At 67.2% G+C, this 12,727-nt stretch carries 10 protein-coding genes; 4 read left to right on the plus strand and 6 right to left on the minus strand.

Annotated elements, in window-relative coordinates:
- Positions 1-418: 418 nt before the first annotated feature.
- Complete coding sequence (pssA, locus tag ACFE7F_RS05700) at positions 419-1,231, minus strand: CDP-diacylglycerol--serine O-phosphatidyltransferase (RefSeq protein ID WP_375402877.1); 813 nt, start codon at positions 1,229-1,231, stop codon at positions 419-421.
- Positions 1,228-1,959: a phosphatidylserine decarboxylase gene (locus ACFE7F_RS05705; RefSeq protein ID WP_375402878.1), complete on the minus strand. Its 732-nt coding sequence runs from the start codon at positions 1,957-1,959 to the stop codon at positions 1,228-1,230. Before ACFE7F_RS05705 ends, pssA begins: the two co-directional genes overlap by 4 nt.
- A 123-nt stretch (positions 1,960-2,082) precedes the next feature.
- Between ACFE7F_RS05705 and ACFE7F_RS05710 the strand changes: the two genes are divergently transcribed.
- From ACFE7F_RS05710 to ACFE7F_RS05720, 3 genes are all read left to right on the plus strand, one after another.
- Positions 2,083-3,303, plus strand: coding sequence for an NADP-dependent isocitrate dehydrogenase (locus tag ACFE7F_RS05710; RefSeq protein WP_375402879.1), 1,221 nt, complete (start codon positions 2,083-2,085; stop codon positions 3,301-3,303).
- Between the two features lie 41 nt (positions 3,304-3,344).
- Entirely contained in the window at positions 3,345-5,114 is a 1,770-nt protein-coding gene (locus ACFE7F_RS05715) for a cation:proton antiporter (RefSeq protein WP_375402880.1), read from the plus strand.
- Positions 5,115-5,179: 65 nt separating this feature from the next.
- Positions 5,180-5,854 (plus strand): hypothetical protein, encoded by a 675-nt coding sequence (locus ACFE7F_RS05720; RefSeq protein WP_375402881.1) that lies wholly within the window; start codon positions 5,180-5,182, stop codon positions 5,852-5,854.
- A 70-nt stretch (positions 5,855-5,924) separates the two neighbouring features.
- Here the strand turns inward: ACFE7F_RS05720 and alaS are convergent, their stop codons facing one another.
- From alaS to ACFE7F_RS05735, 3 genes are all read right to left on the minus strand, one after another.
- On the minus strand, positions 5,925-8,594 hold the full coding sequence (gene alaS / locus ACFE7F_RS05725) for an alanine--tRNA ligase (RefSeq protein WP_375402882.1): 2,670 nt from the start codon (positions 8,592-8,594) through the stop codon (positions 5,925-5,927).
- 67 nt (positions 8,595-8,661) lie between these two features.
- The gene (locus ACFE7F_RS05730; protein ID WP_375402883.1) at positions 8,662-9,207 is read right to left on the minus strand and encodes a hypothetical protein; all 546 of its coding nucleotides are present in this window, start codon (positions 9,205-9,207) and stop codon (positions 8,662-8,664) included.
- 53 nt (positions 9,208-9,260) lie between these two features.
- Entirely contained in the window at positions 9,261-10,505 is a 1,245-nt protein-coding gene (locus ACFE7F_RS05735) for a M24 family metallopeptidase (protein ID WP_375402884.1), read from the minus strand.
- A gap of 82 nt (positions 10,506-10,587) precedes the next feature.
- Between ACFE7F_RS05735 and ACFE7F_RS05740 the strand changes: the two genes are divergently transcribed.
- On the plus strand, positions 10,588-11,901 hold the full coding sequence (locus ACFE7F_RS05740; RefSeq protein ID WP_375402885.1) for a dicarboxylate/amino acid:cation symporter: 1,314 nt from the start codon (positions 10,588-10,590) through the stop codon (positions 11,899-11,901).
- Positions 11,902-12,025: 124 nt separating this feature from the next.
- Here ACFE7F_RS05740 and ACFE7F_RS05745 read toward each other — a convergent pair whose 3' ends face one another.
- The gene (locus ACFE7F_RS05745) at positions 12,026-12,649 is read right to left on the minus strand and encodes a glutathione S-transferase family protein (RefSeq protein ID WP_375402886.1); all 624 of its coding nucleotides are present in this window, start codon (positions 12,647-12,649) and stop codon (positions 12,026-12,028) included.
- Positions 12,650-12,727: the final 78 nt, after the last annotated feature.

Below are 12,727 nucleotides of genomic sequence, written 5' to 3' on the forward strand. Positions count from 1 at the left end.
ATGTGGGGTTCAGTGCGGCGCGGATAGCGGACGATCGCCGCAAACGCAATCGGAACGAATCGCTTGACGGGTGGAACGGGAGTGGAACATACCAGCACCAGAGCAGGACCGGTAATGATCGAGATCACAGTCTTGGTGTTTACACCGGGATTAAAGAGCGATCGCTGCAGGTTTGTGGAACCGCTCGCGACTTCAACACTTTATTGTAGTTGATTGTAAGTTCGCGACATCAGGGAGGCGCAGATGACGCCGATTTTGGGGCTTCTTGTTTTCACCGGCGCGTTCGCGCTTTCCGTGACCGTCATAGCCGCATCAATCGGGCCGCAATGGCACCGGATCGTTCGCCTTGCGACGGGGCATGTCGAGCATAGCTTCAGCCCACTCTCCACGCTTGCGGGCGCGGAGCGCAGGATCGCCGTCAGACGCTGGGCGTCGGTTCCGGTTCCTCAGACGATGACCCGCTTGCGCGAGGTCGCCTGACCCTTGCGTAGCTTGCGACGCTGAACGGCACTGTCGCGAGGTAGACCAAGCTGATCGTCGCCAGCGTATGCCAAGGCGCCGTAACCAAGGCGGCGAAGATGATAACTATCAACACCAGCGCCTCGAAGCGAATGTTACGGCGTAAACGAAGCGACTTCCACGAATAGGTCGCCACGCTCGACACCATCAATGCGGCGATCAGCGCGGTCCATGGCGCGACGAGATAAGGCGATGCGAAGACGGCTTCGTCGGTGCAGAACCACAGATACATCGGCAACAGCGCCAGCCCGGCCGCCACGGGGGCCGGTATTCCCGTCAGGTAGCCGGCCGATTTGTGCGTTTGTTCGGCTTCGTCGATCCGGGCGTTGAATCGCGCTAGGCGGAGCGCGCAGAAAACGGCGAAGGTCAGCGAGCAGATCCAGCCGATTCGGGGAAGCGCGGAAAGCGACCATAAATACAGGATGAGCGCGGGGGCGACCCCGAACGAGATTGCATCGGAAAGCGAGTCGAGTTCCGCGCCGAACCGGCTTTCTCCGTGCAGCAATCTCGCGATACGGCCGTCGATCCCGTCGAGCGCGCCCGCGAGTATGATCATCGCGACCGCAAGCTCCCACTGTCCGCCGATTGCGAAGCGTACGCCCGACAGGCCCGAGCACAGCGCGAGCGCGGTGACGGCGTTGGGGGCGACCGCCCGGAGCGGCAGGCCGCGGGGAACGCGGGGCCTCCGGCGGATCGGTCGCGGTGGGATCATTGCGAGACGCCGTCGACCGCTCGCGCGCCGCGCCGTCCGATCAGAGTCTCGCCCGCGATGGTGCGCTGGCCGAGCGTGACCTGGGGAGCGTAGTCGTCGGGCAGATATACGTCCAGCCGGCTACCGAAACGGATCAGCCCGACCCGCTGGCCGGCAGCGACCATGTCGCCCGGCTTGACGAAGCCCATGATCCGCCGCGCGACCAGCCCCGCGATCTGGGTGAACCCGATGCGGACGCCGTCCCGATCTTCGATCACGAAATGCTGACGCTCATTCTCGTCGGACGCCTTGTCGAGGTCGGCGTTCAGGAACTTGCCCGACAGGTACACCACTTGGCGGATCGTGCCCGCGACCGGGCTGCGGTTGATGTGGACGTCGAACACGCTCATGAACATCGACACGCGAAGGCGGGTCGCATCGGTGATGCCGTTGCCCCCGTCCATCTCGCGCGGGACGGGTACGCGCTGGATCATGGTGACGAGCCCATCGGCGGGGGCGATGATCATCCCCTCCCCTACCGGGGTCGTGCGTACCGGATCGCGGAAGAAGGTGGCGACCCAGATCGTCACGCCGACGAGCGGCCAGAACAGGACGTGCGACACCGCCCAAGTCAGCAGCAGCGTCAACCCGGCGGAGATCGCGACGAACTTGCGGCCTTCGGGATGGACGGCGGGGAAGCGCCACTTGACGGTGGATGTGACCACCGGCGGCTTTTCGGTTGATGCCATTTCAGCGTGTCTATCGGCCCGGGGCGGGCCGCACAACCTAGCCCAAGCGGCGCGCGCGACCTCGGTTGATCCCCGGGGCCTTCCTGCCTAGACGGCTGGGCGACCCTCCCCAAGGAAGAGAACATGGCCAAGATCAAGGTGAAGACGCCCGTTGTCGAAATGGACGGCGACGAGATGACACGGATCATCTGGGAGTGGATCCGCGAGCGCCTGGTCAAACCGTATCTCGATATCGATCTGGAATATTACGACCTGTCGATCGAAAACCGCGACGCGACCGACGACAAGGTCACCGTCGAAAGCGCGCGGGCGACGCAGAAGCACGGCGTCGCGATCAAATGCGCGACGATCACCCCCGACGAGCAGCGCGTCGAGGAGTTCAACCTAAAGAAGATGTGGAAGTCGCCCAACGGCACGATCCGCAACATCCTGGGCGGGGTCGTCTTCCGCGAGCCGATCGTGATCAAGAACGTGCCGCGGCTGATCCCGGGCTGGACGCATCCGATCGTCGTCGGCCGGCACGCGTTCGGCGACCAATACCGGGCGACCGACTTCCGCGTTCCCGGCCCCGGCAAGCTAACCATGAAGTGGGAGGGTCAGGACGGGCAGGTGATCGAGGAGGAGGTGTTCCAATACCCCTCCGCCGGCATCGCGATGGGGATGTACAATCTCGACGACTCGATCCGCGATTTCGCGCGGGCGTCGCTGAATTACGGGCTGGGGCGGAAGTGGCCGGTCTATCTGTCGACCAAGAATACAATCCTGAAGGCCTATGACGGGCGCTTCAAGGACATCTTCGCCGAAGTATTCGAAGCGGAGTTCGCGAGCGAGTTCAAGGCCGCTAACATAGTATACGAGCATCGCCTGATCGACGATATGGTCGCCTCCGCGCTGAAATGGAGCGGCGAGTTCGTGTGGGCCTGCAAGAACTATGACGGCGACGTGCAGTCGGATCAGGTGGCGCAGGGGTTCGGTTCGCTTGGGCTGATGACGTCGGTGCTGATGACGCCCGATGGCCGCACGATCGAAGCGGAAGCAGCGCACGGTACCGTGACGCGGCATTACCGCCAGCATCAGCAGGGTAAGTCGACCTCGACCAACCCGATCGCGTCGATCTTCGCCTGGACGGGCGGGCTGAAGTACCGCGGCAAGTTCGACGACACCCCCGACGTGACCCGCTTTGCCGAGACGCTGGAGCGCGTGTGCATCGAGACGGTCGAGCAGGGCGCGATGACCAAGGACCTGGCAATCCTGATCGGCCCCGATCAGCCCTGGATGACCACGGAGCAGTTCTTCGAGGCGGTGCGGGTCAACCTGGAGGCGGAGATGGCCGCGTTCGCGTAAATCGCTGACGCGTTCGGGATCGAACCGCTACGATCCCGGCGGTGGCGATCGAGATCCAGAATGAGGGCGTCAGCGATGCGCTGGTGATCCTGGCGGCGGCGGGGCTGGTCATCCCCGCCTTTGCGCGCTTCAAGGTGAGCCCCGTGATCGGGTTCATCCTTGTCGGGCTGCTGGTCGGGCCGTCCGGGCTGGGCGCGTGGGTGGGGCAGCTTCCCTGGCTGTATTACATCACGATCTCCGACCCTGGGTCGATCGAGCCGTTCGCCGAGTTCGGGATCATCCTGCTGTTGTTCACGATCGGGTTGGAGCTGAGTTTCCGGCGATTGTGGACGATGCGGGCCCAGGTGTTCGGGACGGGCGCGGCCGAGCTGTTGGCGGCGGCGGCGATCATCGGGGTGGCGCTGCATGTGCTGGGGCAGGACTGGCCGGGGGCGGTCGGGCTTGGGCTGGCGCTGGCCCTATCATCGACGGCGCTGGTGCTGCCGCTGTCGGGGACGACCGGGGCGGTCGGGCGCAGGGCGTTCGCGATCCTGTTGTTTGAGGACCTGGCACTGGTTCCGATCATCTTCGCGCTGGGTGCGATGGCTCCGAGCGGGTCCGGCGGCTGGGACGTCGCGGCGGGCGTTGCGATGCGGGGCGGAGCGACGGTAGTCGCGATCTTCCTGGCGGGGCGGGTCCTGCTGCCGCCGCTATTCGCGCAGGCGGCGCGGACCAAGAGCCCCGAGCTGTTTCTGGCGGCGTCGCTGCTGGTGGTGATCTTCGCCAGCGTGGCGACGACGGCGGCGGGGCTGTCGCCGATCGTGGGAGCGCTGGTGGCGGGGTTGCTGATCGCCGAAACGGAGTACCGATCCGAGGTCGAACTGGTGATCGCGCCGTTCAAGGGGCTGGCGCTCGGCGTGTTTCTGCTGACGGTGGGCATGAGCCTCGACTTGCGGTCGATCGCGGCGAACTGGGCGGCGCTGCTTGGGGCGCTAGCCGGGGTGGTCGTGGTCAAGGCGGTCGTGACGTTCTTGCTGCTGCGCGTCGCGAACGTGCGGCGGAGCGTCGCGGCGGAGATCGGCCTGTTGATGGGAAGCCCGTCCGAGACGACACTGATCGTCCTGGCCGCGGCGCTCGGTGCGGGGTTGATCCTGCCGTCGACTGCGGGTTTCTGGCAGACGGTGACGGCGCTGGGGCTGACGCTGACGCCGTTGCTCGCCAAGGCGGGGCGCGCAGCGTCGCGGGCCATGGAAGCTCGGAGCGAGCCGGGTGAGACGTCGATCGGACCGGACGGCCCCGGCACGGTCATCATCGGGTTCGGCCGGGTCGGCCGCATGGTCGCCGACATGCTCCAGGCGCACGCGCAGCCGTTCGTCGCGGTCGAGGCGGACATCGACGCGGTCGCCGACGGGCGGCGCGCCGGTTACCCGATGCTGTTCGGCGACGCCTCGCGGATCGAGCTGATCGAACGGATGAACCTGACGTCCGCGCGGGCGCTGATCCTGACGATGGACGATCCCGTCCTGACCGCGCGCGTGACGCGTCAGGTGCGCGCGCTCCTACCCGACCTGCCGATCATCGCGCGCGCGCGGGATGCGGATCACGCGGCCGAACTGTACCGGGCGGGCGTAACCGACGCGGTTCCGGAGACGTTGGAGAGTTCGCTCCAATTGTCGGAGGCGGTGCTCGTCGATTTGGGAGTGGCGATGGGCCCGGTGATCGCGTCGATCCACGAGAAGCGCGACGAGCTGCGCCAGGCGATCCGGCGCGACGCGGCGCTGGAACGCGAGCCGCGCATCCGGCGGGTACGAGGCCGTGGCGAGGTAGGCTGAGCATCGTGCGGGAACCCGAACGGGAGATATCTCGTTTTCATAACGCAATCGTAAGGAGTAAAATTATGATATTTTCCGCACGCGTGGCGCTGGCCGCCGCCCTATTCAGCCCGGCAGCCTCGCAAGCTCAGACGGCTCCGGCGGCACCCGCGACATCAGCTGCTACGGCGACACCGGTCGCAGGCGCGACCATCTACGACTCCGCCGGCGCGGTGGTCGGGACGGTCGATCAGGTCACGCCGCAAGCGGTGGTCGTGAATGTCGATGGCTCCAAGGTCAGCCTGCCCCCCGCGTCGATCGGATCGGGGCCGCAGGGTTTGCGGATCTCGATCACCCGCGCGGAGGTGGTAGCGGCGGCGAAGCAGGCCCAAGCGGGCGCTCAGCAGCAGCTCCAGGCGCAGTTGATGCCGGGCGCGACGGTGCGCGGATCGGCCGGGGCGGTGGTCGGGACGGTCAAGTCGGCCGATGCGCAATTCGTAACGCTGACCACGACCAAAGGCGACGTGCAGCTGCCGATGAGCGGGTTCGGCATGGGCGCGAACGGTCCGGTGATCGGTATGACGGCCGCGCAGCTCGACGCCGCGGTCATGGAGGCGCGCGGGTCCGCCGCTAGTTCGGAGGCGACCTCGACGGAGGCGACGGGAGCCGCGGCAGCAGGAGCCGCTGCGACCGGAGTAGCGAAAACGACTACGACCGCAAAGAAGACGACTACCACGAGGACGCGTCGCAAGCCGCGCTGATCCGAATGTGGCGGGTCGGCCATCGGCCGGCTCGCCTATTCGGTTATGGTGTACTTCCCGACCTCCCCGTTCATGCCGCCTGCGTCTGTTCCAGCATCGCACGGATCGATCCCACCGCGTCTTCGGCTCGCTCCGCGTCGGGACCGCCGCCCTGCGCCATGTCCGGACGCCCACCCCCGCCCTGCCCACCGAGCGTCGTCACGGCGCGGCGGAGCAATTCCACCGCATTGAACCGATCGACCAAGTCGGCGGTGACGCCGACCGCGACCGAGGCCCGGCCATCGCTGGTGGCTACCAGCACGGCCACTCCCGATCCGAGCCGCGCCTTGGCGTCGTCGACGGCTCCGCGCAGCCCTTTGGCTTCGAAGCCGTCCAGCACCTGGCCGATGAAGCCGATGCCGGCGACTTGTTCGGGACCCGCAGCTTGGCCGGTGGTGCCACCGCCGAGCGCGAGGGCGCGCTTGGCGTCGGCGAGTTCCCGCTCGAGCCGGCGGCGGTCGTCGAGGAGCGCCGCCACTCGCGCAGGCACCTCGTCGGGGGTGGATTTCAGCGTAGCGGCGGCTTCGCGGAGCTTCTCGTCCCGGCCGTTAAGATAGGCTCGCGCGGCCTCGCCGGTCAGCGCCTCGACCCGGCGTACGCCGGAGGAGACGGCCGACTCGCCGACCAGCTTGAACAGGCCGATGTCGCCGAGCGCCGACACGTGCGTACCGCCGCACAGCTCGACCGAGTAGCGGCCCCCCTCTCCTGCCGATGCGCCCGTTCCCATCGATACGACACGGACCTCATCGCCGTATTTCTCGCCGAATAGCGCCATGGCACCTTCGGCAATTGCTTGGTCGGGGGTCATAAGGCGCGTGGATACGGGCGTGTTGGCGCGGACCTGCGCGTTCACGTCGGCTTCGACCTCCGCGAGGTCGGCGGGCGACATCGCGCTCGGGTGCGAGACATCGAAGCGAAGCCGCTCGGGCGCGACCAGCGAGCCCTTCTGTGCGACATGCGTACCGAGCCGGTCGCGGAGGGCAGCGTGGAGCAGGTGGGTGGCCGAGTGGTTGCCGCGGATCGCGGCGCGGCGCGCACGGTCGACGCGGAGCTTCACCGCGTCCCCGATCGCGATCTCGCCTTGGTAGACACGGGCGTGATGCACGTAGAGACGGCCGAGCTGCTTCGACGTGTCGGTTACGATGGCCTGCAAACCATTGTCGGCGTTCAGTTCACCTGAGTCGCCGACTTGGCCGCCGCTTTCGGCATAGAAGGGCGTTTGGTTGGTGACCACCATCACCTCGCTGCCCGCGACCGCACGGTCGACCCGTGCACCATCGTCGATGATGGCGACGACCGCGCCCTCGCCTTCCTCAGCCGCATAGCCGGTGAATTCGGTCGCGCCGGCCTCCTCTACGATGTCGAACCATAGATCATCGGACGCCTTTGCGCCTGAACCGCGCCAGGCAGCGCGGGCGGCGCGCTTCTGTTCGGCCATGGCGGCGTCGAAGCCGATGCGGTCGACCTGGAGTCCTTGCGCGCGGAGAGCGTCCTCGGTCAGGTCGTAGGGGAAGCCGAAAGTGTCGTAGAGGCGAAAGGCGGTGTCGCCGGCGAGCGTGTCTCCCGGTTTCATCGATGCGGTCGCCTCGTCGAGCAGCTTCAGGCCGCGGTCCAGCGTCTGGCGGAAGCGGGTCTCCTCTTGCTGCAACGTCGCCTCGATCAGCGGCTGGGCGCGGACGAGTTCGGGATAGGCAGCACCCATCTCGGCAACGAGTGACGGCACCAGGTGGTGCATGAGCGGCTCGGCGGCCCCTAGCAGGTGAGCATGGCGCATCGCGCGACGCATGATGCGGCGCAGGACGTAGCCTCGCCCCTCGTTGGCGGGCAGCACGCCGTCAGCCACGAGGAACCCCGCCGCGCGGAGATGGTCGGCGATGACGCGGTGGCTGGCCTTGTCCGCGTCGTCCGCGTTCGTGCCCGTCAGCTCGGTCGAGGCAGCGATCAGCGCCCGGAAGGTGTCGGTGTCGTAATTATCGGTGACGCCCTGCAGGACGGCGGCGACGCGTTCCAGCCCCATGCCGGTGTCGATCGACGGCCTGGGAAGATCGCCGACGATCTTGCTGTCTTCCTGCGTGAACTGCATGAAGACGAGGTTCCAGACCTCGACGAAGCGGTCTCCGTCCTCGTCGGGGCTGCCCGGGGGGCCGCCGGGGATGTGGTCGCCGTGATCGTAGAAGATCTCGGAACACGGGCCGCACGGGCCGCTGTCGCCCATAGCCCAGAAATTATCGCTTGTCGGGATGCGGATGATGCGGTGGTCGGGCAGTCCGGCGATCCTGCGCCAGAGCGCGGCGGCCTCGTCGTCGGTGTGGTAGACGGTGACGGTGAGCCGGTCGGGATCCAAGCTCCATTCGCGCGTGAGCAGCGTCCAGGCATGCTTGATCGCCTGTTCCTTGAAGTATGCGCCGAAGGAGAAGTTGCCGAGCATCTCGAAGAAGGTGTGGTGGCGCGCGGTGTAGCCGACATTGTCGAGATCGTTGTGCTTGCCGCCGGCGCGGACACACTTTTGCGACGAGGTCGCGGTAGCGTAGGGCCGGGATTCGAGGCCGGTGAAGACGTTCTTGAATGGCACCATACCCGCGTTGACGAACATCAGCGTCGGGTCGTTCTGCGGGACGAGCGGCGCGGAGGGGACGACTTGGTGTCCGGCGCTGGCGAAGAAGTCGAGGAAGGAACGGCGGATGTCGTTGGTCGAGGTCATGTGTGGCGGCTTAGGGGAGACGTGCCCGGCCCTCAAGCGATGCAAGCGCCGTCACGCGCCCTCGACATCACGGCCGCGTCATGGCCTCCAACTTCGATTTGAATTCCCGCAACATGCGTAGGCGTTCTTCCGCCTGTGCGCGGCCCGATGATGCCGGGTCCTCGATGCGCGCTTTCTCAAACCAGCCGATCGCCTCCGCCAACGTCGCCCGGTCGACCCGTTCAGGCGAGGGGGCGGTACGGATCAAGCGGACGAACGTTTCGTTGCCGAGCAACAGCGCGGCCTGCTTCTGGCCGCCCGCATCAGCGTCTCGCCACCAGCGCGCCGCAGCCGCATTGTCCTTGGGCGTACCGTCGCCATTCCAATAGATCTGGCCCAATGTGAGTGCCGCATCGGCTCGGCCGCGTTCCGCCGCCGCAGTCAGCAGCCGGCGCGCCAGGACCGGGTCACGCGACTTCGACCGCGGGTGTAGCGATACCGCCGCAATGGCCAACTGCGCGTCGAGGTCTCCCGCCAGCGCTGCGTCGCGGCATCGCTGAAGCAGCGCGGCGGGAGTCGGATCACCCGCCGTGCAGGGCTCTGCCGCAGCGACGAGCAGGATCGGGAATAGCATCGCGAGACCTCGAAGCGTAGCGTGGCGAATGAATGTTTCAGGCCTGCGACTTGTTAGACGGGCTGCTCTATCGAGCGCGGGGGTTCGCTGAAGTATTTCGGGCCGCTGGGCGTCATGTGGAAGCAGTCCTCCAGGCGGATGCCGAACTTGCCGGGGAGGTAGAGGCCGGGTTCGTTGGAGAAGCACATGCCGGGTGCGAGCGGGGTCGTCTCGCCGCGGACGAGATTTACCGGCTCGTGACCGTCCATACCGATGCCGTGGCCCGTGCGATGCGGCAGGCCGGGGAGCTTGTAGTCGGGGCCGTAACCCTGTTGCGCGTAGAAATGCCGGACCGCGTCGTCGACTTGGCCTGCCGGAGTGCCTGGCTTTGCGGTCGCGAAGGCGAGCTGCTGGCCGCGCGCCATGTGGTTCCAGACGCGCGCGACCTCGGGCGTCGCGCGGCCGAAGACGCCGGTGCGCGAGATGTCGGACTGGTAGCCCTCGACCGAGCAGCCGCAATCCATCAGCACGACCTGGCCGGGGGCGACGCGCTGCACTTTCTTCGTCCCGTGCGGGTAGGCGGAGCCTTCCCCGACCAATACGAGCGCGAACAGCGGCTCGCCGCCGAGCTTGCGCGTGGCGGCGTTCATGAGCGCGCCGATGTCCGCGCCGGCCATGCCCGCCTCTATGCGCGGCCAGGTCCAGCGGTAGGCGGCGACCGTGACGTCGCTCGCGGCCTGCATAAGCGCGATCTCGGCGGGGGTCTTGATGGTGCGACAGGTGCGGACGACGGGGTTGGCGGAGACGAGCCATACGTCCGGGAGGGCGCGGCGGAGGCCGTCGGTGGCGAAGGCGCGGACGGTCTCCTCGATACCGATCGGGCGGGCGGCGAGGCCGCGTTCGGTGAGGAAGGCCGCGACGAGGCGGAGCGGGTCGTCGTGCTCCTGCCAGACGCGGACGGTCGCGGGTAGCCCAAGCGTCTCGCGGATGCTCGGCTCCTCGAAGAAGGGCGTGACGATCAGCGGCTCGCCCTCGGCGGGGAGAACGACGGCGGTGAGGCGCTCGCTGCGGCCCCAGCGAATGCCGGTGAAGTAGGTGAGGCTCGCGCCCGGTTCGATCAGGACCCCGCCGATGCCGTCGGCGCGCATCAGCGCCTGGGCGCGGGAGAGGCGGCGGGCGCGCTCGGCGGGGTCGATCGGTTTCACGCCGGTCGTAATGTCGCGGAGCGCGGTCAGGTCCGGTTCGGCGGCGCGCAGGATTGCGGGGGCGAACGGTGCGAGCGCGGCAGCTGCGACGGCTTGGCGGCGGGTGGTCAGCATGGGCGGCACGTTACGGTGCTTGACCGAGCGGCCGCAATCCCGTTCCGTGCGGCGGGTTCCCTCCCCTGCTCGAAAGCGCGTAATGGCCAAGCGGCTGACCTATTACATCCTGATCGGGCTGGTGCTCGGCATCATCACGGGGCTGGCGATCCACCTGTCGCTCAATGATGGATCGCCGCAGGCCGCCGAGCGGCTGAAGGGGATCGCCAAGGCCTTCAGCTACGGCAGCACGATGTTCCTGCGGCTGATCAAGATGATCATCGCGCCGCTGGTGTTCGCGACGCTGGTGCAGGGGATCGCGCAGATGGGCAACACGGCGGCGCTGGGGCGGGTCGGCGGGCGCGCGGTGGCGTGGTTCCTGGCGGCGACGCTGGTGTCGCTGGGGCTGGGGTTGCTGCTGGTCAACATCATGCAGCCGGGTGCGAGCTTGAACCTGGAGCTGCCGCCCGCGACGGCCGTGTCGGGCGTGGAGACGGCGGCGTTCTCGTTCGAGAAGTTCCTGACGCATATCGTGCCGACATCGATGATCGACGCGATGGCGACCAACGAGATATTGCAGATCGTCGTCTTCTCGATCTTCGTGGGCGTGGCGATCACGGCGGTGGGTGCGCCGGCCCAGCCGCTGGTGCGGGCGGTCGACGGGCTGGTGGCGGTGATGCTGAAGATCACCGACTACGTGATGCGGGTCGCGCCGATCGCGGTGTTTTGCGCGGTGGCGGCGACGCTGACCGAACGCGGGCCAGGCGTGATCGGGCAGCTCGCCTGGTTCATGGGGAGCTTCTACATCGCGCTGGCGGTGCTGTGGGCGGTGCTGCTGGGGGCGGGTTTCCTGTTCCTGGGGGCGCGGATCACCGAGCTGGTGCGACATGTGCGCGAGCCGATGCTGGTGGCGTTCTCGACCGCGTCGTCGGAGGCGGCCTACCCGCGGATGCTGGAGGCGCTCGATCGGTTCGGGGTGCCGCCGCGGATCGCCAGCTTCGTGCTGCCGCTGGGGTACTCTTTCAACCTAGACGGGTCGATGATGTACATGACGTTCGCGTCGTTGTTCATCGCGCAGGCCTACGGGATCGACCTGCCGCTGGGGACACAGGTGGCGATGCTGCTGTTCCTGATGATCTCGTCGAAGGGGATCGCGGCGGTGCCCAGGGCCTCGCTGGTGGTGATCGCGGCGACCCTGCCGTTGTTCAAGATACCCGAGGGCGGGCTGCTGCTGATCCTGGCGATCGACCATTTTCTGGATATGGGGCGGACTGCGACCAACGTGATCGGCAACGCGGTCGCGGCGGCGGTGGTCGCGAAGTGGGAGGGCGGGCTGGATGCGCCGCAGCCGGTGGTGGATGGAGGGCCGGTATCGCCTACGCACCCGGTCGAGGCTGAAACCGACGCGTTCCGATAGGTCGGCCATCCCCTCCCCGTCACCCCGGACTTGTTCCGGGGTCCATCGTTGCGCGGGATCAAGCGTCTGGGTTCGTACACCGATGGACCCCGGAACAAGTCCGGGGTGACGGAGGGAGGTGGGGTCAAGCGTAAGCGTAGGGTCCGCCTTTCGCGAGCGCGGTCTGGTAAGCCGGGCGGGCGTGGATCTTGTCGAGCCAGGCGATCGTGTGGGGGCGGCTCGCGTCCAGGCCGCCGCGGGCGCGGGCGGCTTCGAGGGGGAAGCTCATCATGATGTCGGCGGCAGTCATCGTGTCGCCCGCGAACCAGGGGCGCTGGGCGAGCTCGGCTTCGACGTAATCGAGATGGATGTCGATCATCGGCTGGATGCGCTTGACGATGCGCTTGCCGAACAGGGGGATGCGGCTGAGCACCAGGTTGAGGAGCAGCGGCGGCATCATTGACCCCTCGGCATAATGGAGGAAGAAGCGATAGCGGAGCGCGGCGTCGCGGTGCGGCGGAGCACCGAGGCGGCCGTCGGCGAGCTCGACGAGGTACTCTGCAATCGCGCCCGTCTCGGCGATGATGCGACCGTCGTGATCGATGATCGGGGACTTGCCCAGCGGGTGGACGGCCTTCAGCTCGGGCGGGGCGAGCATGGTCGCCTTGTTCCGCTCGTAGCGCTTGATCTCATAGGGGAGGCCGAGCTCCTCCAGCATCCAGAGCACGCGTTGCGAGCGGGAGTTTTCGAGATGGTGGACGGTGATCATGAGCGGGGCTCCGGCTGCGGAAGTTGAACAAAGTTGACGCCAAGAACGCTCGGCGGGTGGCGTATGGGTGCGTCAGGC

The sequence above is a fragment of the uncultured Sphingomonas sp. genome, assembly GCF_964235535.1.
In the GTDB taxonomy this organism is placed as follows: domain Bacteria; phylum Pseudomonadota; class Alphaproteobacteria; order Sphingomonadales; family Sphingomonadaceae; genus Sphingomonas.